This window comes from Micromonospora sp. IBHARD003 (genome assembly GCF_056106285.1).
On the sequence record NZ_JBWBBX010000001.1, the window covers coordinates 3,451,977 to 3,478,669 of the forward strand.

The 26,693-nt window shown below is 70.1% G+C and carries 21 protein-coding genes and 3 pseudogenes; 10 read left to right on the top strand and 14 right to left on the bottom strand.

Features of this window, described 5'->3' with window-relative positions; all coding sequences use genetic code 11:
* Positions 1-96: 96 nt before the first annotated feature.
* The gene (locus ACTWOL_RS15305; RefSeq protein ID WP_474297251.1) at positions 97-1,353 is read right to left on the bottom strand and encodes a cytochrome P450 family protein; all 1,257 of its coding nucleotides are present in this window, start codon (positions 1,351-1,353) and stop codon (positions 97-99) included.
* A gap of 110 nt (positions 1,354-1,463) precedes the next feature.
* On the opposite strand from ACTWOL_RS15305, the gene ACTWOL_RS15310 reads away from it, so the two are divergent.
* Positions 1,464-2,093 carry a Uma2 family endonuclease gene (locus ACTWOL_RS15310; protein ID WP_474297252.1) on the top strand — a complete coding sequence of 210 codons (630 nt, stop codon included), beginning with the start codon at positions 1,464-1,466 and terminating at the stop codon, positions 2,091-2,093.
* Between the two features lie 22 nt (positions 2,094-2,115).
* Here ACTWOL_RS15310 and ACTWOL_RS15315 read toward each other — a convergent pair whose 3' ends face one another.
* The 3 genes from ACTWOL_RS15315 to ACTWOL_RS15325 form a co-directional block, all read right to left on the bottom strand.
* On the bottom strand, positions 2,116-3,108 hold the full coding sequence (locus ACTWOL_RS15315; protein ID WP_474297253.1) for a nucleoside triphosphate pyrophosphohydrolase: 993 nt from the start codon (positions 3,106-3,108) through the stop codon (positions 2,116-2,118).
* Between the two features lie 31 nt (positions 3,109-3,139).
* On the bottom strand, positions 3,140-3,793 hold the full coding sequence (locus ACTWOL_RS15320; RefSeq protein WP_474297254.1) for a SurA N-terminal domain-containing protein: 654 nt from the start codon (positions 3,791-3,793) through the stop codon (positions 3,140-3,142).
* Between the two features lie 202 nt (positions 3,794-3,995).
* Positions 3,996-4,178: a hypothetical protein gene (locus ACTWOL_RS15325; RefSeq protein WP_474297255.1), complete on the bottom strand. Its 183-nt coding sequence runs from the start codon at positions 4,176-4,178 to the stop codon at positions 3,996-3,998.
* A 297-nt stretch (positions 4,179-4,475) separates the two neighbouring features.
* Between ACTWOL_RS15325 and ACTWOL_RS15330 the strand changes: the two genes are divergently transcribed.
* Together ACTWOL_RS15330 and ACTWOL_RS15335 are read left to right on the top strand one after the other, a co-directional pair.
* Positions 4,476-4,820 carry a hypothetical protein gene (locus ACTWOL_RS15330; RefSeq protein WP_474297256.1) on the top strand — a complete coding sequence of 115 codons (345 nt, stop codon included), beginning with the start codon at positions 4,476-4,478 and terminating at the stop codon, positions 4,818-4,820.
* Between the two features lie 72 nt (positions 4,821-4,892).
* Positions 4,893-5,300 carry a hypothetical protein gene (locus tag ACTWOL_RS15335; RefSeq protein WP_474297257.1) on the top strand — a complete coding sequence of 136 codons (408 nt, stop codon included), beginning with the start codon at positions 4,893-4,895 and terminating at the stop codon, positions 5,298-5,300.
* Positions 5,301-5,410: 110 nt separating this feature from the next.
* Here ACTWOL_RS15335 and ACTWOL_RS15340 read toward each other — a convergent pair whose 3' ends face one another.
* Complete coding sequence (locus tag ACTWOL_RS15340) at positions 5,411-5,833, bottom strand: GtrA family protein (RefSeq protein ID WP_474297258.1); 423 nt, start codon at positions 5,831-5,833, stop codon at positions 5,411-5,413.
* The gene (locus ACTWOL_RS15345; protein WP_474297259.1) at positions 5,830-6,807 is read right to left on the bottom strand and encodes a glycosyltransferase family 2 protein; all 978 of its coding nucleotides are present in this window, start codon (positions 6,805-6,807) and stop codon (positions 5,830-5,832) included. Before ACTWOL_RS15345 ends, ACTWOL_RS15340 begins: the two co-directional genes overlap by 4 nt.
* Positions 6,808-6,932: 125 nt before the next feature.
* Between ACTWOL_RS15345 and ACTWOL_RS15350 the strand changes: the two genes are divergently transcribed.
* Both ACTWOL_RS15350 and ACTWOL_RS15355 read left to right on the top strand, forming a co-directional pair.
* A complete protein-coding gene (locus ACTWOL_RS15350; protein ID WP_474297260.1) occupies positions 6,933-9,467 on the top strand; it encodes a YfhO family protein in 2,535 nt (844 codons plus the stop codon).
* Positions 9,468-9,503: 36 nt separating this feature from the next.
* The gene (locus ACTWOL_RS15355; RefSeq protein ID WP_474297261.1) at positions 9,504-10,379 is read left to right on the top strand and encodes a class I SAM-dependent methyltransferase; all 876 of its coding nucleotides are present in this window, start codon (positions 9,504-9,506) and stop codon (positions 10,377-10,379) included.
* 79 nt (positions 10,380-10,458) lie between these two features.
* Here the strand turns inward: ACTWOL_RS15355 and ACTWOL_RS15360 are convergent, their stop codons facing one another.
* From ACTWOL_RS15360 to ACTWOL_RS15370, 3 genes are all read right to left on the bottom strand, one after another.
* A complete protein-coding gene (locus tag ACTWOL_RS15360) occupies positions 10,459-12,003 on the bottom strand; it encodes a serine/threonine-protein kinase (protein ID WP_474297262.1) in 1,545 nt (514 codons plus the stop codon).
* Complete coding sequence (locus tag ACTWOL_RS15365) at positions 12,000-12,701, bottom strand: hypothetical protein (protein WP_474297263.1); 702 nt, start codon at positions 12,699-12,701, stop codon at positions 12,000-12,002. Before ACTWOL_RS15365 ends, ACTWOL_RS15360 begins: the two co-directional genes overlap by 4 nt.
* Positions 12,702-12,824: 123 nt before the next feature.
* Complete coding sequence (locus tag ACTWOL_RS15370) at positions 12,825-14,876, bottom strand: N-6 DNA methylase (protein ID WP_474297264.1); 2,052 nt, start codon at positions 14,874-14,876, stop codon at positions 12,825-12,827.
* 409 nt (positions 14,877-15,285) lie between these two features.
* Here ACTWOL_RS15370 and ACTWOL_RS15375 point away from each other — a divergent pair, with 409 nt between their 5' ends.
* Together ACTWOL_RS15375 and ACTWOL_RS15380 are read left to right on the top strand one after the other, a co-directional pair.
* Positions 15,286-16,101 carry a DUF4352 domain-containing protein gene (locus ACTWOL_RS15375; RefSeq protein ID WP_474297265.1) on the top strand — a complete coding sequence of 272 codons (816 nt, stop codon included), beginning with the start codon at positions 15,286-15,288 and terminating at the stop codon, positions 16,099-16,101.
* Positions 16,102-16,204: 103 nt separating this feature from the next.
* Positions 16,205-17,023, top strand: a complete 819-nt coding sequence (locus ACTWOL_RS15380) for a LolA-like protein (protein WP_474297266.1) — start codon at positions 16,205-16,207, stop codon at positions 17,021-17,023.
* A gap of 151 nt (positions 17,024-17,174) precedes the next feature.
* On the opposite strand, the pseudogene ACTWOL_RS15385 reads toward ACTWOL_RS15380, so the two are convergent.
* The 3 genes and pseudogenes from ACTWOL_RS15385 to ACTWOL_RS15395 all read right to left on the bottom strand — a co-directional run.
* Positions 17,175-17,582: pseudogene (locus tag ACTWOL_RS15385) on the bottom strand (transposase); the annotation flags it as partial.
* A 382-nt stretch (positions 17,583-17,964) separates the two neighbouring features.
* On the bottom strand, positions 17,965-19,455 hold the full coding sequence (locus ACTWOL_RS15390) for an FG-GAP-like repeat-containing protein (RefSeq protein ID WP_474297267.1): 1,491 nt from the start codon (positions 19,453-19,455) through the stop codon (positions 17,965-17,967).
* Positions 19,456-19,623: 168 nt separating this feature from the next.
* Entirely contained in the window at positions 19,624-20,082 is a 459-nt protein-coding gene (locus ACTWOL_RS15395; protein WP_474297268.1) for a hypothetical protein, read from the bottom strand.
* A 545-nt stretch (positions 20,083-20,627) separates the two neighbouring features.
* Between ACTWOL_RS15395 and ACTWOL_RS15400 the strand changes: the two genes are divergently transcribed.
* The 3 genes and pseudogenes from ACTWOL_RS15400 to ACTWOL_RS15410 all read left to right on the top strand — a co-directional run.
* Complete coding sequence (locus ACTWOL_RS15400; protein WP_474297269.1) at positions 20,628-24,137, top strand: ALF repeat-containing protein; 3,510 nt, start codon at positions 20,628-20,630, stop codon at positions 24,135-24,137.
* Positions 24,134-24,490, top strand: a complete 357-nt coding sequence (locus ACTWOL_RS15405; protein WP_474297270.1) for a DUF6086 family protein — start codon at positions 24,134-24,136, stop codon at positions 24,488-24,490. The genes ACTWOL_RS15400 and ACTWOL_RS15405 overlap by 4 nt, the downstream gene beginning before the upstream one ends.
* Positions 24,491-24,628: 138 nt before the next feature.
* Positions 24,629-24,826: pseudogene (locus ACTWOL_RS15410) on the top strand (transposase domain-containing protein); the annotation flags it as partial.
* 258 nt (positions 24,827-25,084) lie between these two features.
* On the opposite strand, the pseudogene ACTWOL_RS15415 reads toward ACTWOL_RS15410, so the two are convergent.
* Positions 25,085-25,306 (bottom strand): annotated as a pseudogene (locus tag ACTWOL_RS15415) (IS110 family transposase); the annotation flags it as partial.
* 361 nt (positions 25,307-25,667) lie between these two features.
* Positions 25,668-26,411 (bottom strand): HNH endonuclease family protein, encoded by a 744-nt coding sequence (locus ACTWOL_RS15420; protein WP_474297271.1) that lies wholly within the window; start codon positions 26,409-26,411, stop codon positions 25,668-25,670.
* Positions 26,412-26,693 lie beyond the last annotated feature (282 nt).

The window sequence follows — 26,693 nt, forward strand, 5'->3', positions numbered from 1 at the left end:
GGGATCCCGAGTTGACGGTGAACGTAGCCGCATCCGAGCGATAGTCACAAGTCGATGCAGGGGAGATCACGTGAAAGTCACGATACTGATGGGACGTCAGATCTTTTGGCGCGTGAACTCAACTGGCAGAGTGCGCAATCCACGCATGATCAGCCCTCCGCGCCAGCGCAAATCGGATGGATCCACTGAAAGCCGCAAGTCAGGCAACCTGGTCAGTAGGGTCGCCAGCGCGGTCTGCCCCTCCAGCCGTGCGAGGGGCGCGCCGAGGCAGTAGTGGATCCCGTGCCCGTATCCGAGGTGCTGGTTGTCCCGGCGGGCCAGGTCGAGCACATCGGGGTCGGGAAAGCGGTCCGGGTCCCGGTCGGCCGCGGCGAGCACCACGAGGACGGGGTCGCCGGAGGCGATCTCCTGCCCGCCGAGGCTGAGCGGCTCGGTCGCGAACCGCCAGGTGGCCAGCTCCACCGGCCCGTCGAAGCGGAGGAGTTCCTCGACACCGGATGCGAGCAGGGAGGTGTCACCGGCGGCGAGGGACGACTGCAGACGTGCGCGCTGCCCGGGGTGGCGCAGCAGCGCGTACACGCCGTTGCCGATGAGATTGACGGTCGTCTCGAACCCGGCGAACAGAAGGATGAAGGCCATGGCGGCGGCCTCGTTCTCGGTGAGGTGCTCCCCATGGTCGGAGGCCTTGATCAGACCCGAGATGAGGTCGTCACCGGGATCCTCGCGCTTACGGTGGATCAGCTCCGCGAGATAGCCGCGCATCTTCTTCACCGAGCGGGCCACCCCGCCGCGCGGACCGCCGCCGTGACGGATCATCATCCCCGCCCAGTCCCGGAAGTCGTCCTGGTCCTCACGGGGGACGCCGAGCATGTCGCAGATGGCGTAGATGGGGAGCGGAAACGCGAACTCGTGGATGAGGTCCGCGCTCCCCTTCTCCGCGAAGCCGTCGATGAGCCGGTCCGTCAGCTCCTGTACACGCGGCGCGAACTCGGCGACGCGGCGCGGGGTGAACGCCTTCGAGACCAGTCTGCGCAGCCGGGTGTGGTCGGGCGGATCGATGTTCAGCAGATGCGTCATCAGCTCCGCCTTGCGCTCACCCGGGATCCCCGTCTTGCCCTTGGCGTGCGCGGGCTCGTCGTGATGCGCCGGATTCTTGCTGAGCCGCTGATCGGCGAGCGCCTGCCGCGCGTCCGCGTACCGGGTCACCAGCCAGGCCTCGACCCCGCTCGGGAGCCGGGTCCGGTGCACGGGTGCGTGCTCGCGGAGCCAGGCGTAGGCGGGGTAGGGGTCGGTGGCGAACTCCCAGGTGAAGAGCTCGGGGGGCTCGGGAGCGGCGGGGGGCTGGTCGTGCATGGGATGACGGTAACGCCCGGCCTGCTCGGCTCACTCGTTCGGCGTACGTGTATGCATTCCCCCTGGGTACGCTGATCGTACGCGCCAGACTCCGTCGCATGGGAGCGCTGATGAGTGCCGCAGCCGAAGACCGGAAGGAAGACCAGGACGGCCGGGAGGAGCAGTACGTGTTCCCGGTGCCGCCCGCCGGTGGGTGGACGGCGGACGATCTCGACCGGATCAAGGGTCTCCCGCCGCACACCGAGCTGATCGACGGGGGACTGTTCTTCGTGACTCCGCAGACCGATTTCCACATGGCCGCACTGCGGCTGCTGGAGAACGAGCTGGTGCAGCAGGCACCGGACGACCTCTACGTCGTCCGCGAGATGACCACCAAACTGGGCGAGCGCGACCGACCGGAGCCCGATCTCATGGTGGTTCCGTGGAGCGCCCGCACGGGTCCGGAGCAGACCTGGTACGCCCCCACCGACATCCTGCTCGCCGTCGAGATCGTCTCGGACGAATCCGTGCAGCGCGACCGCAAGCTCAAGCCCCGCAAGTACGCGGCGGCCGGGATCCGGCACTTCTGGCGGGTCGAGAAGAGCGACGAGCTTCCGGTCGTCTACGTCTACGAGCTCGACCCCGCCACGAACTCCTACGCCGTCACCGGCATCCACCACAACCGGCTCAAGGTCGACGTCCCGTACTCGATCGAGGTCGACCTCACCGCGGTGGGCCCGCGACGAGGCCCGCGGGACTGACCGGCCCCGTCCAGGCCGGGCCTCAGGACCCGTTCCCCGCCGTCTCCGTCGCGCGGATCGCGTCGCGGTACGCACGCGCTGCCGCGCGCAGGGCCGCCTCCGGGTCGTGGCCCTCTGCCTCGGCCCCTACGGCCATCGCCAGCAGTTCGTAACCGACGCCGTCGCCGGGAGGCACGGCCACGTCCAGCCCCGCCGTCCGGACCCGCGAGGCCAGCTTCGCGGCCAGAGCCAAGCCGGGCTGGCCGAGCGGAATGCCGTCCGTCACCGAGTCGCGCTGCTTCTCCACGGCCTTGGTGCGCAGCCAGTGCGCCTTGACGTCCTCCGGGGTCTCGGCGTGCTCGTCGCCGAAGACATGAGGATGGCGGTGGATCAGCTTGTCCACGATCGTCCCCGCGACATCGTCGATCGAGAACGGCTCCTCGCCGTCCTCCTCGCGGCCCTCCTGGGCGATCCGCGCATGGAAGACCACCTGGAGGAGAACGTCCCCGAGCTCCTCGCGCAGCTCGTCGCGGTCGCCGTCCTCGATGGCCTCGACGAGTTCGTAGGCCTCCTCGATGCCGTACTTGGCGAGGCCCTTGTGGGTCTGCTGCGAGGACCAAGGGCACTCGCGCCGGATCCGGTCCATGACCTGGACCAGATCGAGCAGCCGGGCGCCCGGCAGGTCGTAGGAGCCGGGGAGCAGCTCGAGGTCGGGCATCCGGAAGCGGCCCGAGCCCGCCATCCGGGCCAGGCCGTCGGTGAGGGCCTGATCGCCCTCACCGGCCGCGAGCACCACCACGGTGTGTCCCCCCGCGCAGGCGTCCACCAGCTCTTGGGCGGTCGGTGCCGCGATCTCCACCGCGACGCCCGCCTCGCTCAGATACGGCAGCTGCGGGTGGTCGCCGTCCGCGCACAGCACACGGCCGGCGGAGTGCAGCGTCTGCCACGCCGGCCAGGACAGCAGTCCCGGCGCGACGCGGTGGCTGGCGGTGAGCAGGACGATACGGCCGGGCTCGACGGGGGCTTCAGCGTTCACGCCCTCGACCTTACGTCGGCTGCCGGGCGGGTCAGGTCCCGGCCTGGACGGCCTCCGGCTCCCTGGTGACCTGGGTGATCCACGGGGCCTTGTAGTCGCCGAGCTGGATCTTCGCGTCGTCCCAGGAGCCGAAGCGCGGGTTCACATCGATGTCGAGCGACTTCGACGCCTCGGTGAGAGCGGCCCCGACCTTCTGCTGGCCCTGCGGGGTGCCGAGGTCGGCGCCGAGGGCCGCAGCCAGCTTGGTCAGCAGGACCTCTTCCCGTACGGCCTGGTCGATCTGGTCCGGGGCGACTCCGCGCTGCTGGAGCAGCATGGCGGCCAGCGCCTTCTCACCGCCGGACTGCTGCACGGCAGCTGCCCGCGCGTCCTGGAGCTCCTTGCGCGAAACGGTGACCCCGGCGTCGTCCGCGGCCTGTTCCAGGACCCGGTCGAGGATCATGCTGTGCAGCTTGGCCCGGCTGAGCTGCCCGGTGTTCTTGATCAGCTGTGCGGAGTCGGGGGCCGCCTCCTGGGCCACCCGCACCTCTCTGACCTGCGACTGGAGCGTGGACACCTCGATCCGGTCCCCTCCGACGACGGCCGCGGCCCCCGGATGCGCCTCATTGCCGCAGGCGACGAGCAGGGGGCCCGCGGCGACGAGCACGGCGGAGACGGCGAGCGCGGTACGACGACGGCGGTGCAAAGGGGCCTCCCGGCGTGCGGTGGTGATTGTGACGCGGTGCACAAAGACCTTGCGGTGATCGATGGTAGGCAGTCGGTGCGGCCGGGGCCACCACTTCGGTGCCACTGATTCGGTCAACGATGCGGGAGGCGCTTGGGGTGCGGTGAGCGTTCCTTGCGTCGAAGTGTCGGAGTGACTCAGCCGGGGAGCCGTCCGGTGGTGATCAGACCTCGGGCAACCCCGGGTCCTCGTCGATGGCCCGCAACAGCGATCGGGCCGCCTCGACGACCTCGGGCTGCACCGAGCCTGCCAGCTCCTCGATGACCCGCCGCCCGGCCAGGACCGACTCCCGGGCAGCGACCTCCCACCCAGGCTGCTCCCGAAAGTTCGGCCGCTTCCGGGCCATGGAGGGTCTAGGTCGACCGCCATCAGTCGCTGCGGTTTGCGGCACTTTGTTGCGGTACGGCCATGACGGTCCGTGGGGCTCCGCCTCCGTCAACTCGGACTTGAACGCGTTCAAAGTCTATGCCAGGCTGCGGAACACGTCCTTGATCTCCCCGTCGCGCACGCGACCTGTAGAAGCCGCTGGAGGTGGAGCGTGTTGCGTTCCTGCCGGACCGCGCTGGTCCTCCTTGCCATGGCTCTCGCACTCACGGCCTGCAGTTGGTTCTGGCACCGGCCGCCGCCCGAGGGCGAATCCGTCATGCTGAAGCCCGCCGAACTCACGACCACATGGACCGACGCCGACGGCGGCACCCTGACGCTGAAGCCGGATGGAACTTTCACCGCCGACAAAGTCTGCGGCGACTGGATGGGCGCCTCGGACGGGAACTGGACAGGACCCCGGTCAGGATCGGGCACCTGGAAAGGCGACTCCGACAAGACAGGGACCGCCGTCTGGCGGTCGTTCGACACCGAAGGCCCCAAGGGGGATGACGTGGGAGACGTCCTTAGCGCTCTGCGGCATGGAAAGACTCTGATGCTCTGGACCCGCGTGGGCGACGAAGACAACGACGACCCCCACTGCATTCTGACGAGAGATCTTTAACAGCTGACGGCGGTATGGAGCTCCTCCCCAGGGCCGCCCATGACCGGAACGGCATGCGGATCTCGCCCACGCATGGTCCGCGTGCAGGCCGTCGAGGGTGGCGCCTACGGTGCCTGGACACCGATCCCGGGCCTCAAGGCCATGGGTTCCCCCTCGGCCGTGCTCTCGCCGACCACCAGTGTCACGGAGGTCGTCGTCCGCGGTGAGGACGACTACATCCACAACACCGGCGAGACCGCGCAGGGCAGCGGTGACTGGCGCGCCTGGCAGCAGCCCGACTTCGGCTCGGCCCAGGTGCAGAGCGCCACGGAGCCCACCACGTTCATCCTGACCACCGGCCAGGGCCGGACCTGGGCGTATTCGTTCCGCACGGTGAACAACCGGATGTTCACCGCCAGGGCCGGGACGGCCACGGCGTCCCCGGCGTCCGCGGCGAAGGTCCCGGCCTTCTCCGGCGCCCCTCTGCCAGCGGCTGACTAGCCAGGATCCGCCCGGGCGATCTTCAAGAGGCTCACGGAGAAGGGCCGCCCGCCGAGCTGCTGCTCGGCTGGCGGCCCTCTGTGACGTCGTGCCTCGCGTCGGTGGCCGCGTCAGCGGACCGGGGCGCGCTCGGCTCCCGCGTGCGGATCGCGGTCCTGGTCCCGGTCGGGGCGCAGCATGATCGCCCGGGAGACCACGAAGGTGACCGGGATGGCCGCGGCGGCCGCCACGAGCGGGGCCCAGCGGTCGCTGTAGCCGCCGATGTCGACCAGCAGGAAGACCCCGGCCGTCGTGATCACGAAGTTCGCCGCGTTGGTGAGCGGGAAGAGCAGGAACTTCCGCCAGGTCGGACGGGTCCGGTAGGTGAAGTACGAGTTCAGGAGGAACGAGCCGGTCATGCTGAGCAGGAACGCCAGGACGTGCGCCGCCACATAGGGCAGCCGGGTCAGCAGGAGCAGGTAGCAGCCGTAGTACGTGCCCGTGTTGACCACGCCGACCAGGGCGAAGCGGAACATCTGCCACCGGAGCGTCATCGGCGGACGAGCTCTCCCCGCTCCTGGCCGGCGCCGTCCCGCTCGGGCCGCGGCAGTCCGGCGTTGGTCGCCGCCACCAGATAGTGGGGGCGGCGCTTCACCTCGTAGTAGATACGGCCGACGTACTCGCCGACGACCCCCAGCATCACCATCTGGACACCGGCGAGGGCGACCACCGTCACGAGCAGGGTGACGTAACCGGGTGTGTCCACTCCGTTCACGAGTGCGGCACCGACGATCCAGGCGGCATACGCCATCGCGACCGAGAGCAGCAGCAGACCGAGATAGACGGCGGCACGCAGCGGTTTGTTGTTGAAGGAGAGCAGTCCGTCGAGGCCGTAATTGAGCAGCTTGCCGAAGCTCCACTTGGAGCGGCCCTGCTCACGCACCGCGTTCTCGTACTCGAAGGTCGTGGTGCGGAATCCAACCCAGGCGAAAAGGCCCTTGGAGAATCGGTTGTACTCGCTCAGCTGGAGGATCGCGTCCACGGTGCGGCGCGACAGCAGCCGGAAATCGCCGACGCCGTCGACGAGTTCCACGTCCACCAGTCGGTTGATCAGCCAGTAGTAGGCGCGTGCCGTGACCGTGCGGGTGACCCGGTCGCCCTTGCGCGTACGACGCGCTATGACCTGGTCGAATCCCTCCTCGTGGAGGCGCAGCATGCGCTGCACCAGCTCGGGCGGGTGCTGGAGGTCGGCGTCCATGATGACCACCGCGTCGCCGCCGGCGTGCTGGAGCCCGGCCAGCATCGCGGCCTCCTTGCCGAAATTCCGGCTGAAGGAGACGTAACGCGTACGGGAATCGGCCGCGGCGATTTCCTCCAGGAGCACGCGTGTGCGGTCGCGGCTTCCGTCGTCCACATAGACCAGTTCGAATTCATGGTCGAGCAGCGCGAGTTCCTTGGTCACATGCTCATGGAAGCGGTTGATGATCTCCTCTTCGTTGAAGCATGGGACAACAATCGAGATCAGCACGCGAGAACAATAACCCCAGCCGTATGTCCGGCCTGGATTCGACACATGGCGCGTAGGCGACCATCGCGTGAACTGACCCGCCGACAGGGCGAATTCCCGTTCTGTCCTGGGATATTCGAAGAATCATGCCGAGCTTGGATCTCGTACGGGACGTCAGGGCCCGCAGCCGCCCCGCCAGGACCGCCCTGTCCGCCCTGTCCGGCCTGGCCTCCGGGTGGACGGACTCCCCGCGACGTGCGGCCGCCTTCGCGGCCCTTCTCACCGCCGTGGCCGTGTGCGCCGGCGACGCCGTCGCCCGTTTCTTCCCCTTCGGCGGGAAGACACGCAGCATCAACGACCTGGGGAACCAGTTCGTCCCGTTCCACGCCCATCTGTGGGATCTGCTGCACGGGCGGGCCGCGGGCGGGCTGCTGCTCAACTGGCAGTCCGGCTACGGCACGAGTTTCCTGCCCGATCTCGGGACCTATCTGACCAGCCCCTTCTCCGTGCTCGTCGGGCTCTTCCCGCGCGAGGACATCGATCTCGCGGTGTATGTGATCACCGTGCTGAAGATGGCGGCGGCCGCGGCGGCCATGGCCTGGCTGCTGCCGGCCCTGCACCGGGGTGCCGGGCGCTCGTGGGCGGCGGGGGTGCTCGGGGCGTCGTACGCGCTGTGCGGCTGGTCGGTGGCCGAGGCCGCGTACAACACGATGTGGCTGGACGGTCTGATCGCCTTCCCGCTGCTGTGCCTGGTCGGCGAGTGGGGGCGGGCGCGACGACGCCCCGTCCTCGGCCCGCTGGTCGTCGCGGTGGCCTGGATCGCGAACTTCTACACCGCCTATATGGCCACCCTGGGCGCCGCCCTGGTGCTGGTGCTGCGCCTGCTGCTCGACGACGGGGCGGCCGCACGGCAGCGGGTGCGCGTGCTGGTCCGGGCCGCCGGCACCACCCTGCTCGGGATCGCGCTCGCCGCCCCGGTGCTGCTGCCGGTCTTCCTCGGCTCGCAGCACGCCTACCCGGGCTGGACACGCCGGTTCGAGCCGGCCGCCCTGACCGATGTGTTCGCCCGGATGCTTCCGGCGACGTACAGCTTCTTCACCCCGGCCCTGTTCCTCGGCACCGGCACGCTGCTGCTCGCCTGCGGGCTGGTCCTCCACCGGGGCGTACCGCGGGGTGAACGCCTGGGGTGGCCGCTGCTGGCGGTGCTGGTCGCGGCCTCGCTGCAGTGGGAGCCGACCCATCTGGTCTGGCATCTCTTCGCCACGCCCAACGGCAGCCCCTACCGGCAGTCGTTCGTCCTCGCCGGGATCGTGGTGATCACGGCATGGGTGTGCGTCGCCCACGGCTGGCCGGGGCGGCGGGTCCTGCTCGGCGGCACCGGGGTACTGGCCGTCGTCGGGGCCGGTACGGCGACCGGCGATCTGGTGACCGGCTGGACGTACCCGCTGTTCCTGGGCGGGCTGGCGGCGGCCGGCGGCGGTCTGGTGCTGGCGCGGCGCCGGGGGCACACGGTCGTCGCCGCGCTGCTGCTGGCGGGTGCGCTGGTCGGGCAGGCCGCGGCCACCGTCGCGTACACCGACCGGCAGCGGCTCGGGCGGTTCGACGACTATCCCGTCTGGGGTACGGATCACGAGGCACGCGCGGACGCGGTCGCGAAGGCCGGCGGCTGGCCCCACTACCGGACCGACCCGGGACGCGAACAGATCACCGGCAACGATCCGCTGCTGCTCGGTGGCGAGGGCGGCGGCTACTACAGCAGCCACACGCCCGAGGTGCTGACCCGCACCATGGCGGCGCTGGGTGCGGGGTGGACCTCTCGGGGCCGCAGTCTGCAGAGCCTGGACAACCCCGTCACGGACGCGGTCTTCTCGGTGGGCGCACGGGTACGCGGGGAGCGGGGCGCGGCGCCGCGGGTGACCAGGTCGGCCGAGGTGCTGCCGCTGGTGACCGTACGACCGGGCCGTGCGGACACGCCCCCGCCCCGGTACGGCGCCTCTCCTTTCCGCAACCAGGAACTGCTCCTCGGCGCCCGGGTGTACGGCGAACCCGCCGGCGGCGTCTGCCCCGCGGGCACCGATGTCTTCCTGTGGGCCCCCGGCTACCGGGGCACGGCGAAGCTCGCCGACGGACAGCCGGTGGCGCTCAACGGCGCGCTGCCCAAGCGGCGGGCGCCGATGACCCCGCTCGGTCCGTCGCACGGCCTCGGCTCCCGGATCGTCTTCGGCGACGAGGGTCCGCCGCACGACTGGAGCGCGGGCTGTCTCGACCACGGCGGACTCGCCCGGGCGGTCGCCTCGCTCAGGTCGTCGGGCGCGGTGTCAGTCGAGGTCACGGACAGCGGGGTGCGGGCCGTGCTGCCGCCCGGTTCGACCGGGACGGCCGTCCTCGCCGCTCCCCGTATCGCGGGCTGGAGCTGCAACGGCGGACCGGCGGCCACCCACCTCGGGCTCGTGGCCGTGCCGCTGGACGGAACGACGACGGTCATCGACTGCGCCTTCCGGCCGCCGGGGCTGCGGGCCGGTGTGGCGATCGGTGCGGCGGGGCTTCTGGTGCTGGGCCTGGTGGCGGTACGGGCCGGGCTCCGGAGGGCGCGCGGACAGGCCGTGCGCCGCCTTATACGCGAACACACGCGCTTCGGCGCCCGGACACCAAGACTTCACCCGTACAGCACCCGCCGGTAGTCCTTCGACCACGCAGTGCGGCGTACGCTCCGGGCCATGCCATCCCTGTTGAGCAACCGACTGGCCAAGCGGGTGCTGCGGCCGGCGTTCACCCTGGTCGAGCAGCGCATGGAGCACGCCAACGCCGCACTCCAGGCCGATCTCGACGCCCTGCACCACGAGGTGGCCGATCTGCGGCGTCAGAGCTACGGGCTCGGGCTGCTGCTGGACCACGCGGGGCGCGACGGCCACCGGATGCCCACAGCCACCCAACTGGACACGCTGGTACGCGAGGTGTCGACGGTGACCGGGGCGTCCGCCGAAGACGCCCGCCGCGATCTCACGGTCGCGTACCGGACGGTGGTCGCACTGGAGGCGCTCGGCGTCGGGCGTATGCCGGGCTCCGCGTCCGACGTGTGCGGCAAGCTGGCCGCCGTCCCCCTGCTCGCCCCGCCGAACGGCGACGTGCTGGAGGTCGGCACCGGGCACGGGCTGCTGGCGGCCGCGCTGCTGCGGATGCTCCACCGTGCGGGCATCGAGCCGCGGTTGACCGTCGTCGACCCGCTGGAGGGTGGCGAGGCGCTGGCACGCGAGGACGTCGTCCGCGCCAATCTCGCCCTGTGCGGCAGCCGGCCGGGGGCCGAGGCCAGGATCCTGCGGGGCACCTGCTCCGATCCCGGGATCCGCGACACCGTCGCAGACCGCGGCTACGGGGTGGTCGTCATCGCCGGCGACCCGTCCCTGCAGGGAGTCCTCGCGGATCTGGAGTGGGCGGAGGAAATCGTGGCCGAGGGCGCGGTCGTCGTCCTCGACGGCCACGGCGACCCCACCCGCCCGGGTGTCGCCGATGCCCTGGCGAAGCGCCTCGCGAACGGCTCACGGCTGAAGCTCGCCGGGCAGATCGCCCAGGCCGCGTTCCTGCGGGCCTCCTGACGGCTACGGGGTTCTCGACCGGCGCGGGCGTACGCACCGTCGCGGGCGCTCGCAGCCGGGAGCTCGTCCCTGCCGGAGCTCACCCCTGCCGGAACTGGCGCTGGCGGTCCAACGACCGCCGCAGGCCGACCGCCTGCGGGTGCCCGGGCCCGTACGTCCGCTCGATGTCGTAGAGCAGGCTCTGCAACTGCTGGTGGCCCGCCGCATGGTCACCCATCGCCAGCAGCAGGTCGCCGATGCGGTGCCGGATGCCGAAGGCACGGGACGGGTCGGCCCCCGCCGGGAGATGGTTCCCGTGGAACGGCAGCAGCGCCCGGTACTCGGCGAGCGCCGCTGCCGCCTCGCCCATCTGCTCGAGGCACTGCGCCGCGTCGTAGCGGTACTGGAGGGTCTGCGGATCCGCCATCCCAGCCTCGGCGGCCCGGTCGTCGGCCAGCCGGCGCAGCTCCGGCAGAGCACGCCGGTACTGGCCGTCGTCCATCAGCGTCGTCGCGTACTGCTTGCGCAGGATCCTGACCACCGGTGAGTGTTCGCCGTGCTCCGCCGCCGCGGCCGGGAGGATGCCGCCGAGGATGTCCACGGCTCTGGTGATACTGCCTTCGCCGAGGAGGCGTTTGACCTCGTCGACGGCGGCGGCGACGTCCGGGCGCTCCACGACCACGGTCGCGGTGGCCGGGGGCGTGCTGCTCACACGGTCGGGCCAGGGAGCGTGCGGACGCAGGAAGGGGCGCGTCGGATCGAGCGGGCTCCCCGCGGCACCCGGTACGGCGAAGCCGCCGTGCGCCCCGCGGCCGGGCAGCAGTGGGGTCAGCTGCTCGTAGACCTCCTGGGCCCCGGCCGGGCGGTGCTGCGGGTCCTTGGAGAGCAGTCGCAGCACCAGCGCCTCGAGCGGCTCGGGCACCTCGGGCCGCAACTGCCGTACGGGAAGCGGCGGTTCGTACAGATGGCGGTGCAGCACACCGAGCGCGGTCGAACCGGCGAAGGGGACGTTGCCGCTGAGCAGTTCGTGCAGCAGGACCCCGAGCGCGTACAGGTCGGTGTAGGGGCCGACCGCACCGCCCATCGCCTGCTCCGGTGCCATGTAGGCGGGACTGCCGATCGGGGAGCCGGTGTGGGTGAGCCGGGTCGTGTCGGTGTCGAGGACGGAGGCCACACCGAGGTCGAGGACGGTGACCGTGCCGTCCGGTTTCACCATCACGTTGCGCGGCTTGAGGTCGCGGTGGACGATCGGCACGGCGTGCACGGCGCCGAGCACCGAGCACAGCTGCGCGGCGACCGACACGGCCCACTCCCAGGGGTAGGGGTCGTGCTCCGCCAGATGGTCGGCGAGGTCCGCGCCCTCCACGTACTGCATGACCAGATACAGGTCGTTGCCGTCGTTGCCCGCGTCGTGGACCGTCACCAGACCGGGGTGCGTGACCTGGGCGGTGACCCGGCACTCACGGACGAAGCGGCGGCGCATCTCGTCGGCCGCGGTGGCGGCGGCCATCAAGTCCGGGCGGAGCAGCTTCACGGCGACGCGCCGGTCGAGCCGCTGGTCGTATCCGGTCCAGACCTGGCCCATGCCGCCCTGGCCGATGACGGTGGAGAGTTCGTAGCGGTCGGCGATGACCCGTCCGTTCACCGGCCGTCCTCTCGCCGGTCCTTGTCCCTGCGCAGGAGGTCGCTGAGCTCGTCGAGCTCGGCGCGGACCTGGTCGATGCGCGCGTTGTCACCGCGGGGACCGTCTCCGCTCGCGTGGTCGGTCCTGGCGTCGCCCGTCGGGGCGCCGTCCGTCCGGGCGGGATACGGCGGCTGCGGGTCGGCGGCCGGACGCTGCGGGACGGGCGGTATGTACGGCTGCTGCACGGGTTGCGCGTACGGATTGTGGGCCTGGTGACTCGGTACGGTGGGGCCCGGGGGCTGCGGGGCCGACTGCGGGTAGCCGTAGCCGGTCGTCAGGTGCTGCTGCGGAGCGGGCGGCGCGGCGGGCCGGTCGAAGTGGCGGATCTCCGCGACGAGGTAGAAGCAGGTCACGCCCACCGTGGCGAAGAACATCCATGTGACGACGGTCATGGCGACGCCATCGCTGATCGGTACGTTCTCGTCCGCCGGGGCCGTCAGGCCCGCGAACAGGACGATGCCGACGGCGGACGCGGCCACGGTCCCGAGCAGCCACCAGTGCAGAGGCCTGCGGGTCAGCAGTGCGAGCCGCAGCATCGGGACCCAGGACAGAAAGCCACAGCTGAGCAGCGTGAGCGCCACGAAGACCACGCGCAGGACGACGTGCCCGCCATCGGTCCGGCGGATGGGCGGTGGCGGCGCATAGCCGTGGCCGTGCATTCCTGCTCCTGGGTGCGAGGTGAGGGGGCGGACGGGAAGTTGAGCGTATACACGGACAAGCGCGGTCCGCCCCTGTTGTGCGTAACGGTTGTTGAACTGCTCACGCCACCTTAGACGGCGGGGTCAGGCTTCCACCGTGCCGTCCGCCAACCCGTCGTACAGCCCCTGCACCAGCTGCTCGCCCAGCCGGCCGGCGTGCCTCAGCGTGTCCTCGAAGGAGGCGAGCGCACGGAACCGCTCGCCGTATCGCCGCTGGTCGGCGAGCGGCAGCCGGGGCAGCTGGAGGCGGCGGACGTCGAGCCGGGTCGCGGTGGAGGCGTAGCTGCTGGCCCGGCGGTTGTTCGCGGTGCCGCGCAGGAAGCCGGCGAGGAACCAGGGATCGAGGGCGGCCGGATCGGGACGCAGCAGCTGGAGGTTGCGGCCGAGCGCGGCTCCCGCCGTGTCCTCGTCGACGACACGGGCGGCCGAGCCGCCGCCGAGCACGGGCACGACCACGTCACCGGCCTGGACGAGGACGGGTTCGACGGGCTCGTCCCCGGGGTCCGCGGGGTCCGGCAGGAGGCCGGAGGGCGCGGTGCCGGCGAGGACGTCGTGTTCGGTGAGGACGGCGGCCGGGCCGGTGCCGGTGCCGCCCGAGTGCAGCTCGAGGGCGCCGGCGCGGGCGAGTTCCCCGACCGTGGTGCCGGTCCAGCGGCCCGGCCCGGCGGCGGTGGGCTCGGCGGGCGGCGGGGTGAGTTCGCGGGTGAGCCGGAGGGTCTCGGTCAGCCGCTCGCTCACAGCGGCGAGTTCGGCCGCGCTCCCCCCGGTGGCGGGGGGCGGCAGATGGCGGGCCGGCGCCAGGTCCACATCGTCGTCGAGGAGCTCGATGACGGGAACGGAACGGCTGGTCCCGGGCCGCTCCTCGACGGTGCCTTCGCGCTCGAACGGCCCCCAGGCATCGAGTACCGCACCCTGCACGGCCTGCCAGTCGAGTCGGTCGCGGCCGCCCGAACCGCCGCTCTGGTCGGCCGTGTCGACGAGGAGCAGCTCGGGGGCGGGCCGTTCGGTGCCGCCGGGGCGGCGCAACACCCAGAGGTGGAGCGGGATTCCGTACGGAGGTGCCGCACCGGCGGGCAGGGCGACGACCGCGCGCAGGGCACCGCGGCGCAGCAGATCGGCCCGGATCCGGCGGCCCGAGCGGCGCGAGGCGGCGGCGGGCGGCATCAGCAGGACGGCCGTACCGCCCGGTCGCAGACGGGCGAGCGCGTGCTGCACCCAGGCCAGCTCGGACTCGGTGCGGGCGGGGAAGCCGTACTCCCAGCGCGGGTCGTAGGCGAGTTCCTCATGGCCCCAGTTGCGCTCGTTGAACGGCGGGTGGCAGAGCACGGCGTCGGCGGCGAGGTGGGGGAAGGCGTCGGCGCGCAGGGAGTCGCCGGTGCGGACGTGCACCTCGGCGTCGGAGTGCAGCGCGAGGCGGAGTGCGGCGAGCGCGGCGAGGTCCGGGTCGGCTTCCTGTGCGTACAGGACGGACGGATGGTCGACGGCGCGCAGCAGGGCGCCGGTGCCGCAGGCGGCGTCGAGGACGCTCGCGGCAGGACCGGCGAGCGCGGCCATCAGCGCGGCGGGGCCGGGCGGAGTGAGCGTGTACTGGCGGGGGTTGGCGTCGAGGTGCCGTCCGACGAGGAACTCGAAGGTCTGCCGTGCGCCGGTCTCCGCGGCCAGCTCCGCCGCGCCGCGCAGCAGCGGGACGGAGCGGAGGAGGGCGGGGGTGTCCGGGGTCGGCACGGCGCGTTCGCCCGGCGGCCCGAGCCTCGGGGTCAGCACCCCCTCCAGCGCGGTGGGCAGCATGGCTGCCATGCGCTCGTCCGAAACGGCGGTGAGCTCCAGCCAGACGGTGGGCCGGTCCCGTACGAGCAGCAGGGCGCAGCCGGCGTGGACGAGTGCGGTGACCGCGCCGTCGGGGTGGGCGGAGAGCTGCTGCCAGACCCGTTCCCGCAGGGGGACTTCGGCGAGCTTGCCCTGATCGCGCAGCCATCGTTCGACGTCGGCGAGGGCGAACGACGGGCTGGTCTCGGTGCCGCCGACGGGCCTGGGGAAGTCGGCGTGCCGGCGCCGCCAGTTGCTGACCGCGGCGCGCCCCACACCGGCGAGCCGGGCGATTCCGGCGGCGGTCACCTCTGCTGCGTTCTCCGGCACGTGGGGGGCCTCCTGCTCTCGGTCGACGCGTTCCACACGATGCCGTCGGCTCCGTTCGGCCTCGTCGGCTTCGTACCGCTCCGTACGGCTCCGTCGGCTCTGTCGGCTCCGTCAGGGGCGGATGACGTCGTGCTGTTGTGACACCGAGCATACCGAGACCGGCAAGACGGACCACTTCACAGCGTGAGCCAACCTGCGGGGCTTATTTCTTGTTGACTCGGTTCACAGCCTCTGCTCTTATTGACCCGTCGCCACACGAACCGCCAAACGGATCCGATGACAGACGCCGCACTCTTGGCGTCTCCCGGCGGCGACGCCCGCTCGCGCGGTCGTCCGCTTCGGCGGACTTCCGTACCCGCGGCCGCCGTTCCTGCGGTCGTTTCGTCCTTACCGTCCCCGGAGGGCACTCATGTCCCAGTACACGCAGCAGCCCCACTTCCCCCAGCCGAACGCACCGGTCCCCGCCGCCCGCAACGGCCTCGGCACCGCCGCTCTGGTCCTCGGGATCATCGGCGCCCTCGCCGGTCTGCCGATGTTCCTGTTCTGGCTGGCGGGGATCCTCGGCCTCATCGGGCTGATCCTCGGCCTTGTCGGACGGGGCCGGGTGAAGCGCGGCGAAGCCACCAACAAGGGGGTCGCCACCACCGGTGTCGTCCTCGCCGTCGTGTCGCTGATCCTGTCGGTGGTCGGTGCCGTGGTGACGTTCAAGTTCGTGGGCGACGTGATCGACGAGGTCAACAAGTCCGCGTCGGGCACCTCCGCCTCGGCTCGTCCGGGCAGCGGAGGCGGCAACAAGCCCCTGGACAAGGCGAAGGACGGCGAGAACGCGGCCGGCAAGGCGCTGTCCGGCTCAGACTCGGCGGTGTACGACGACAAGGTCACCATCACCGTCTCCGCGCCCAAGCCGTACTCCCCCGGCGAGTTCGCCATCGGCCACACCAAGGGCAACAAGGCCTACAAGGTCACCGTCGTCATCGAGAACGCCGGCAAGGACAAGTTCGACGCCTCGCTGGTGACCGCGCAGGCCCGCGCCGGCAAGGCCGGTGTCGAGGCGGAGGAGATCTACGACGGCAAGGTCGGCAAGCCCTTCAACGGGACCGTCCTGCCCGGCAAGAAGGTCACGACCACCTTGGCCTTCGACGCCCCCGCCGCCGCGAAGAACCTGACCGTCGAGATCAGCCCCGGCTTCGAGTACAACGCGACCGTGTGGGACCTGAAGCTCTGATCCCTCCCACCCACGAAGTCTCCCCACCTCCCCGCCCGGGGGTGTTCCCCGCCCCGCCCCCGCTCCCCCCGCATCCCCTGCGGTCACCTCACGGAGAAACCCCATGCCCGCCATGCCCGCCACCGCAACTCCCGCACGGCTGAAGCGCACCGCCCGCGCGGCTCTCCTCACCGCGACGTTCACGGCAACCGCCCTGGCTCTCACCGCCTGCCTCCCGTCCGGCACCGGCGGCCCCGGCAAGGCGAGCGGCACGGGCAGCACCGGCAGCCCCGGCGGCAAGGCGTCCTCCGGCCCGTACGCCGACCTCTCGGGCCCCGAGGTCCTCAACAAGGCCATCAAGGCCACCAGGGGCGCCAAGTCCCTGACGCTCGACGTCGACATGAAGACCTCGGACGGCCCGGTCAAGGGACACCTGTCCGTCGACACCAAGGGCGACTGCGCGGGGACGATCTCCACCGGCCCCGTGGGCACCGCGGAGCTGATCAAGACCGGCACGACCGTCTACATGCGCTTCGACGAGGCGATGCTCCGCGAGCAGAACAAGGGCTCGTCGAAGGAGGAGGCCGACGCCGTGATGAAGGTCCTGCGGGGCAAGTGGGTGAAGTCCGACGCCAACGCCGAGGAGGCCAAGGACATGGCGGTGTTCTGCGACCTGGACACCTATCTCGCCGGCTTCGTGGCCAAGGACAACATCGCGAAGAAGGCCGGCGAGTCGAAGGTGAACGGCATACCGACGCTGGTCCTCGCCGAGCAGGACGGGCAGGAGAAGTACACCGCGCACGTGGCCGCCAAGGGCACGCCGTTCCTGCTCAGGATCCAGACGACCGGTGGTCAGGAGCCCGGGTCGATGACCTTCTCCGAGTTCAACAAGCCGGTCGCGGCGAAGAAGCCCGCGGCGAAGGACCTCGTCGACCTCGGCTGAGTCCTGTCCTGGGACCGGGGGGAAGCCGGGGGGCCGGGGAAGCCGGGGGGCCGGGGGGCCGGGGAAGCCGGGGAGGCCGCAGGAGGGGGCGGCCTCCCCGGCCTCCGTGCGTACGGGGGGTGCCTCTATGTCCTTCGTCAGGTCGAGCTGGTCATGCGAGGGCTGTTTCGGGGTGTCGTGATTCGTAGAAGGTACCGTCGCGGAGCATGGCGAAGAGCACGCTGATGCGGTGGCGGGCGAGGCGGAGGAGGGCCTGGGTGTGGGTTTTGCCGCGGGCCCGGCACCGGTCGTAGTAGGTGCGGGAGGCGGGGTCGTGCAGGGCGGCAAACGCAGACAGGAACATCGCGCGTTTGAGCCGGTTTCCGCCTCGGGGTGTGTGTTCACCGTGAATCGCGGTGCCCGACTGCTTCGTGGCAGGGGCGAGGCCGGCGCGGGAGGCGAGGTGGGCGGCAGTGGGGAAGCTGGTGCCGTCGCCGACGGTGACCAGCAGGACTGCGGCGGTCCTGACGCCGACGCCGGGCAGCGACGTCAGGACCTGGGAAAGAGGGTGGGCCTCCAGCGGGGCTGCCCGCTACGGCGCGCGGGAGCCTGCGGCGGCTCTTTGAGGGAGAGGCGCTGGCGCCGTACCAGCGGCTTGCCGAGTCCGGCGCGCTGCGGGCCCGGCAGGTGGCCGGCGCTACCTGCCGACCTCGGAGGCGACCAACGAGCTCGGGCGCAGTGCTTGGACCTGTCGCGCGCGGCCTGCCCGTTCTGCAGCTCGGCGCTGGCGGCCGGGTGCCGCTACAACCCGTCCCCGGTTTCGGTACGCTCGACGCGCTGCGGCGCCATTGGAAGATCCGTTCGATTGACAGACCCGGCTCGAAGGCTAGCAAGTTCGGGGGTATGGGGAGGCGGCCGCCCGGTGGTGGGGGCGGCCGCGTCCAGGTCCTGCTGTGTGGGGGTTACGGCTGGGTGATGACGGGGGCGGAGAAGTTGCCCTTGCCGTTGCCCGTGTAGGTGTAGAAGGTGGTGCCGTTGCGCAGGGTAACGAGGTCGGTCTTGCCGTCGGTGTTGAAGTCGCCGCTGGCGATCAGGCCGGTGGTGTTCCAGCCGCCGCCGCCCTTGATGCCGGTCTGGAAGCCGTTCTGGCCGGTGCCCATGTAGGTGTAGATGTAGCCGTTGGTGTGGATCGCGGCGACGTCGGCCTTGCCGTCGCCGTTGAAGTCACCGCCGGCGATGAGCTTGATGCTGCCCCAGCCCTTGCTGGCGACGATGCCGGAGCCGACCTTGCCGTCGCCGGTGCCGGGGTAGATGTAGAGGTCGCCGTTGGTGTGGCCGGCCAGGAGGTCGATCTTCTTGTCGCCGTTGAAGTCGCTGGCGGCGAGCAGGCGCATGCTGTTCCACCCCGTGCCCGCGGTGATGGCGGTGCCGAAGGTGCCCTTGCCGTTGCCGGGGTAGGTCAGCAGGAGGCCGTTGTCGCGGATGGCGACGAGGTCGGTGTTGCTGTCGCCGACGAAGTTGCCGGTGGTGATGACGCGAGTGGTCTGCCAGCCGGTGTCGATCTGGTTTCGGCCGCCGAAGCCGCCCTTGCCGTCACCGGGGTAGGCGTAGAGGTTGCCGTCGGCCCCGTCGATGGCGATGGCGTCGCTCTTGCCGTCACCGGAGAAGTCACCGGATGCGACCTGGCGGATCCGGGCGCGGCTAGCGGTCTTGCTGATCCAGTCGCCGAGGTCGTCGGTGCGTACCGCCTCGGCGTTCGTGCGGGTCTCGGTCTCGGGGGTGCCCAGGCAGCCGCCTTGCCAGGACCGGGTGGCCAGGCCGACGAGCTCGGGCCCGTTGTCGGTGTCGCGCAGCAGTGGGCCGCCGGTGTCGCCCTGGCAGATGGAGTCGTCTGCGGTCTTGCCGGAGATGGCCAGGGTGGCGGTGTCAACGCTGTCGACCTTGAAGGTCGCGGTGTGCGGCTTGCCGGGTACCCATTCGGTCTTGGTGCGGCCGGTGCCGGCGAAGGTCGCCTCGTCACCGGCGGCCAGCCCTGCGTCCGCCAAGGCGACGGTGGGGATGGTCGCGGGGACGGAGGTGGCCAGGCGGGCCATGACCACGTTACGGCCGCCCTCGGCGGGGACCAGTTCGGCGACGGTGCCGGTGTACGCGGTGGTCGTGTCCGGGGCGGAGCCCTTGATGGTGACGGTGGTCGTCTGCTGCGGCTTGCCCGCCGTGACCGAGGTGGTGTCGTCGGCGAGGCAGGAGGCCGTGGTGATGACCCACTCACGGGAGATGAGCGCGGCCGAGCAGCCGCGTGCCGGGTCGCCATCGCCAACCAGGACGCGCGCGGTGAACGCGTAGTTCGCGGCCGCCTCAGGGCCGGTGACGGCGCCAGCGGAGGCAGCGGGCAGCGCAAGCGGTGTGAAAACCGTGGCCAGAGCGAGGAGACCCAGGGGTCTGGCGTGTCGCAAAGCTTGTTTCCTTGATGTGAGCCGCGTGCACGTACAGGCACGCAGAAAGGCAGTGTTGAGCGTAGGCATCACGACACCGCCGGGACACGGCAGAGTGCCGCTCTGCCGACGGCATCGTGGGAAGTCCCACGACGACTTGGTGGGACGGGACTAGCCGTTGGCCACAGGTCAGCCGGTGACGCGGAGCTCAACGAGGACGGACCGGGCGCCGCGACCGGTGCCTTCGCCGACGGATTTGTAGCCACCATCAGGGACGTCAACGGTGGTGGTCTCGCCGTTGGCAGTCAGGTCGGCACTGAAAGCGGGGCCCGCGGTCTCCAGGGCGAACACACGGGGCAATTCCAAAGTGACATAGCCGCTCGCGGCGGTGGCCTTGAAGCAGTATGCGGCATCCCGACCGACGGACTCGTCCTCGACGGTATGCACCTTGATCTGGTCGGCTGAGGGATCGCAGTCAGCCAGCAGGATGTGGCCGTCACCCTTCTTCAAGAGGATGCCCTTTTCCGCGAGGATCTGCGCAGCACCCGGGTAGGCGAAGTCCTCGACAGCGAGCGGGGGCACGTCTTCAGCTGCAAGGTTCGCGGGGGCCGAGGACGGAGAGGTCGACGCGAAGGCGAGCGTGGTCACCCCCGCCACGGAGGCAACAGTGCCGATGAGGCCGGCCATCAGGCGCCGACGAAGGCGATATACCACCAAGAGCTCCTTCCGGACAGCGTGCGGCGACGTGACAGTCCGAAACCCTTGTTCCCCCCGGAACCCCACCCCCGCACCGCCGTTGGATAGATCGACAGAGTGCCCCAGAAGGCTAACCCAACAAGAACAACCAGAAAGTATGCCGTACCTCACATCAAGAGTTATTGACCCGTACGGCAGAACAAGCCTAAGCCCTAGACCCATTGACGCCCCCCTGTAACACGACTATGCCTCCCGGTGACATGACGTCACCATCCATTTAGGATCAGGCGACGCCGATGTTTCGGCAGCGATCCGAGAGTTGCCGTGAGTGAGACGAGTGTCGTGTGAATCGAAGAATCGACGGGCCGGACATCACCAGGAAATCCATGCATGCGATACGCACGCTTGCCCTGAGCGTGATGTCTCTCGCTCTCCTGGTAGGCCTATTGGGCGGTGCATCCGCCATAGCGGAGGAAGTGCCTCCGGGCCCTGGGCAAATGACAGCCCTTGCGGAGGTCACCCCGACCGACCGCGGCCGGGTTGTTGACTACTGGAAGGCGAGTGGACCCGGCGTCAAGGCGGCCGCCGAGGCGGCGCTGACCGGTAGCGACGCCGACGTGCAGGCGTTCCTCGCGGCTGTGGACGGCCTCGCACATCAGGACAACCGGGTATCCGCCGCCCAACTAGCTAGCATCGGCGGCACGGAGCTTCTCACCGCTGCCCGCACGGCGCTGGCCGGGACTCCGGACGAGCTCGAGGAATTCTTGGACGACGGCTGGGAAGCTCCGATGGAGCAGGATAACCGAGTCCGCGTCGCCAAAATTATCAGTACCGCGGGCCCGATCGTGCAGGAGGCCGGACGTGCCGCGTTGAACGGCACGACTGACGACGTCAGGGAGTTCCTCCGGAAGGGGCAGTACACCCGGCGTGAGCAGGACGAGCGGGTCGAGCTGGCCCAGATCCTGAGCGTCGGCGGGCCAAACGTCGTGGCTGCGGGCCGAATCGCGCTCAACGGCGGTGCCGAGGATATTCGGGAGTTCCTTGAGGTCGGTCAGTTCGTTGCACGCGATAAGGACCAGGAGCACGCCACCATCGCCCAGCTTGCCGAGCAGGCGAAGGAAGCAGGTCGGCAGGCTGCGAAGGAGACAGAGTCCGCCAAGGTGGAGTCGGCCAAGGCGGTCGAGGCGGCGCAGTTGGCCAAGGAGGCGGCGCTGAAGGCTGCGGCTGAGGCTGAGGCAGCGAAGGATGACACTGCCAAGGCCGCGAGCGCCGCGCGCCGTGCCGCCAAGGCCGCGTCCCAGGCCGCTGCCTCCGCGCAACAGGCGATCGACGCGTCCCGGGCCGCGAACAACTCCGCGCGCGTGGCCGCGAACGCTGCCTCCCAAGCAGCCGCCGCTGCGACCGGCGCCTCCCAGGCAGCCTCCCGCGCCCGCAGCACAGCGGCCGATGCCGCAGTGGACGCGAAGAACGCCAATGCCGCGCGTGTGGCCGCCGAGAACGCCCGCAATGCAGCCGAGGGGGCCAACCTGGCCGCCGACGCCGCCGACCAGGCATCGAAGGCCGCCACCGCCGCCGGCAACGCCGCTGCATCCGCTGCCGGCGCGGGCGCCAACGCCAATCTTGCCGCCAACGCCGCGATCGAAGCGAGCAACTACGCGGGCCAGTCCAGCGCGGCTGCTGCAGAAGCGCGCGCGGCTGCCGCGGCCACCAAGCGCCACGCCGTTGAAGCCAACCGCGCCGCCTCGGCCGCCGAGGCCCTGGCTCGCAAGGCCGCAACGGCCGCTGCCGAGGCACGTGACACTGCCCGTTCGGCCGCGAAGCATGCCAATAACGCCGCTGCGGCGGCCGATGAAGCGGCTGAGCACGCGGGTGACGCTGCTACGGCTGCCGCGAGGTCCACCGCGCACGCCAATGCCGCCACGGAGGCGGCGAACGCGGCGACCAGCGCCGTGCTCAAGGCGCAGCAGGTGTTCGCGCTTGCCCGTGAGGTGGAGGCCGAGGAGTTGCTGGGCCGCACCAACGTCGGTATCGAGCGCGCCAGGGATCAGAAGAGCGCCGACGCAGCCAGGACCGCAGGGCTGGCCGAACTGGTGCGGGCGGCCGAAGACCGAGACGCCGAGCGGGGCCGGTTGGTGGCCGAGGCCGCCAAGCCCGGAGCCGACTTGAAGGCCATCGCAGCCGAAGGCCGCAAGCTTGCTGTCTTGGCGATGAAGAACGGCACGGCATGGGGGCGCGCCGCGGCCGAGGCGGCCTTGGCCGCCCCCGACGAGGTCGTCATCGACTACCTGCAGGGCGGCTGGAGGACCGCCAAGGAGCAGGACGACCGCTCCTACGTCGAGCGTCTCGCCGAAGAGAGCGAGGTCGAGGAGGTGCGCAACGCGGCCGAAGCCGCCCTCGACGGCGAGGCCGCCACCATCACCGAGTTCGTAAGCGACGGCCAGTACCAGGTCGCCTCGCAGAGTATGCGAGTCGCCATCGCGCAGGTCCTCGATGATGCCGGGCCGATCCTCACCGAAACAGGCCGGGCGGCGCTTAACAGCGGCGATCCCAAGAAGTACAGCGGGTTCTTGGTCAGGACGCAGTTCAGCGCGCGGACCCAGGACGAGCGGGTCAGAGCGGCCCAGTTGGTGGACTCGGGCGGTCCCGAAGTGAAGTCTGCGGCCCGGATCGCGCTGGAGGGCTCTCCGCAGACGCTGCACGCCTTCCTCGTCTCTGGCCAGTACAAAGCAGCGCGCAAGGACCACCTCGCCGCCACCCACGTGGCCCAGGTTCAGAAGCTGATCGCGGACGCAGCGAAGAACGCTGCCACAGCACGGCAGAACGCCGCCACCGCTCAGAAGGTCGCCGCACTCGCCCGCAAGGCGGCAGCAGAGGCCAACGAGTGGGCGAAGAAGGCCAGTGCCTCGGCCGCTGAAGCCCAGGACCACGCCGATAGGGCAGCCGATCACGCCAAGGACGCCGAAGCCTCCGCAGCCAGCGCCGCAGCGTCCGCCGCCACCGCACGTAACGCAGCGAAGCAGGCCGACATCGCCGCCGAAGACGCGGCCAGATCCGCGGCGGACGCCACCCTCTCCTCGGAGGTGGCCCAGGCATCGGCCTCCAGTGCCTGGGTTTCCGCCGAACAAGCACGGCAATCCTCCATCGCCGCCGGAAAAGACGCCCAAGTCGCCCTCAAGGCGGCCACCGAGGCGCTCACCATCGCGGTCAAGAAGTACCGGGAGGAGGAAGAAGTCCGGCGCAAGGCCGCCATCGCGGCCAAAAAGAAAGCAATGAACGACCCCGGCGCACGCGCCCGCGAGATCTACCGCTGCGGACAGGCCATCGTCCCCTGCGACCCACAGGGCTTCGCCCGCTGGTGCCAGCACAACGAGATCGGGTGCGACATCATTTCCATGGGCGACGAGTTCAAAGACGCCATGGAACAGCTCTGGGAAATAGAGAAGAGTCTCACTGGCCTCGGCGAACTCGAAGCCTGCCTGGACAACAAAGACCTCGAACACTGCTCAAGCCTCGCAGCGGACGTCCTCATCGGCGCCAAACTGAAAGCGCTCGAGAAGGCCTACGACGGCCTGAAGCTCCTCAAACGCGGCTGCAAGGCTGTCAGCAAAGCCTCCCGGGCGGCCCTGGCTTCGCCCATCTCGTTCACGTTCGCACGGTCAGGCAGCAAGGACTACGAGTGCCTCGAAGGCGTGGAAGACTGGGATGTCTACGACCCCAACACGGGGAACAGAATCACCGACATCGACCTCGTTGAGAAGGGCGTACTATGGGAGAAGAAGACCGCGATCTACGGTGAGTCTGCCTGGATGGATAAACACATCAACAAGAAGCTGACCGCGTACCTCAAGGCCCGTTCGCTGCTTCCCGGATACGAAGGCGCACCGATCGGTTTCCGATTCGCGAAGTCCGGAATGGATGCGCGCTTCCGGACGGCGTTGCAAGAGCGGTTCGAGCAGCTCAGGCGAGACCACCCGGACCTAGACCTCAGGCTGGAGATCGCAGATTGAGCTACCCCTTTGATCTCGATGGCGAGACAGTGTGGGATGCGGGCTACCACACAGGTCAGCTGTACGCCTTTCTTGCCCGTAGCGCCGCAGAGGTGTTGGATTTGCCGACCGGGTTGACCCCGAACGACCAGGGCGGCTGTGATATCGATCTGCCAGTGTTCCGGGTGTTCGTCGAAGGTCTGTACGCTAAGTTCTCCTCGACTCGCAATCCGGTCCTGCACGGGCTGACGCGCGGCCTGCTGATCGCCTCGCTCATGCTGTTGGATCAGGCAGGGACCCCTATCACGTTGAAATCCGTGCATGAGAAGGCCTTCCGGGAAGAGATGGCCGCTTTCGCACGCGCCATGCGTTAAGGGCCCGTCCACACAAGGAACTGCCCCGTCGGAGCGACTTCCGGCGGGGCAGTTCCACGTGCGTAACAGCGCGAGACTGACCACCGCTAGCCTCAATACCATTACTTAAGTGGCGTCGCCGGTACGGTGCTTGCCTGGATGCCACGACCGGAGCAGGTCAAGCCAGAAACGGACGAGAGGTTGTCGGACCGTATCGCGGTCGGGCTGCTGACGCGGTCGTTCCCACCGGATCTGGTGGACCGGGTGGTGGCTGAGTGCGGGCTGTCCGGGCAGCGGAACCGGCTGTTGCCGCCGCGGGTGGTGGTCTATTTCGTGGTGGCCATGTGCCTGAGGCGGAGAATCCGGCGTCGGCCGGTGGTGGCGAGCTGGGCGGCCGCGGAGAACAGGCGGAATCGCAGGCGGCGGGGTTCCCAAAGTCGGGCCTTGCCGGTGGGTAGCTGACGCTTTCGGGGATCTTGGAATCCGGTGTGGCTGATCAGGGTGAGCGCTCTACGCGAACGGTGCGTTCGTGCTGGTCAGGTGCCTGCTCGACCAGTTGGCCGACTGCCGGGTTGTCTCCTGCGAGCCTGGTGACCGTTGGGCGAACGGAACGTTCGTGGTTGGTGATGCCGGTGCTGCGGTGGCGGGTGGGGCGACGACGAGGACGGTGCCGAACTTGTGGCGGAGTTTGTCGAAGACGGCTCGCAGTTTCGGCTCGCTGTTGGGCAGCGGCTTGTCGAAGATCCTCTTGCCGGCCGGGGTCAGTCCGTGGCCGTGGTGCGTGCTCTTGCCGACGTCCAGGCCGAGGAAGACGCCCACGCCTTCGGTGTCGATCAACGTGCCCCCACTCGCTCGTTGCGGTGCTGGCCTGGGCGTCGGGGCCGTTCTCGCGCATCCACGTTATACAGACCTGCCGCCGGTAGATGGCCGGACATTGCGCCGGGCCGGGCGGTGGTCGGACCTCTCATCAGCGTCTCCGACGGCACCCCTCGGGCCCGGTGACACCACCCCCAGGTCATCCGTTCGACAGGGGACAACAGTCATGCCGGGCCCGGAGGCCAGCGGCCTCTTGCAGGACCGCGAAAAACATAACGGGACGGCCCTGCGGGGCGACCGTACGGGCGGCGTTGCCGAGGCATCCGTGGTGCCTCGGCAACCGCCCTGCGGCAACTGCCTTGCGGCCGACCGGTTTCCGGTGTCAGCCGCCGCACTGTTCGAGCATCGTCGCCTTGTCCGGGGCGGTCACCGGGAGCTGGTACTTGCGGGCGACCTGGGCGAACCGCACGCTGTACGCACAACGGATCCGCTTGTCCGGCGGCAGCCAGGAAGCCGGCCCCGAATCGCGCTTGGCGGAGTTCGTGGACCCCGAGACCGGCAGAAGGTTCAGCGCGTCGTTCGCCAACCGCTGCCGCTTCTGCCTGTCCCAGCGTGCCGCGCCCATCTGCCAGGCGTAGGACAACGGCACCACGTGGTCGATCTGCACCTCGGTCGCCTTCGTCTTCTTCCAGGCGATGTCCTTGCCGGTGTACGGGTCGTGCAGGTTCATCGAGACGACCACACAGTCCGATCCGGCCCGGAAACGCACCTCCTGACCGTCGCGGTTCAAGAGATCGTTCCGGGTGTCACAGCCGTTCCGGGCGAGCGGCACGCCCTCCGCCGTGTCCATCCAGGCCGACCCGAACTCGTCCCGGCCATAGCCCGTCTTCGGGCCACGGCCCTTCGTGGCCAGCCCTTCGACAAGCTTGCGCGCCTCGGCCCTGTCCGTCTCCGCCCCGAGCGGGGCGAGACCCGGCTTCGTCCCGTCGGGGTTGTCCAGCGGGCTCACCGCCCGCCCGTACGCGTCCGGTCCGGGACCTGGTCCTCCGCCCTTCCCCGATGCGTCACAGCCCGCGACGCCCGGCACCGCGGTGGCCAGCGCCGCCGCGAGGACGGCCGTGCGCAACCATGCTCCGTACCCGCGCCTCGACCGGCTCTCACACGACACGGCCCACGCCCCCTCCACACAACGGCAACTGCCTCCCACACCGGCGAAGCATAGAGACAACCGCCGGGGGCACCGGTCACGCCGGTGATCACGCCGTCCCTCGGGCATACAGCCCGGCACCGGCTGATCGGACACGTACCGGACACAGCAAGGGCCGGACCGCCGCGGTGAGCGGGCTGCCCGGCCCCCTGCCGAGTCGTCGTACCAGAACCCGGGGAACGTCCTCAGAACGCGAGAACC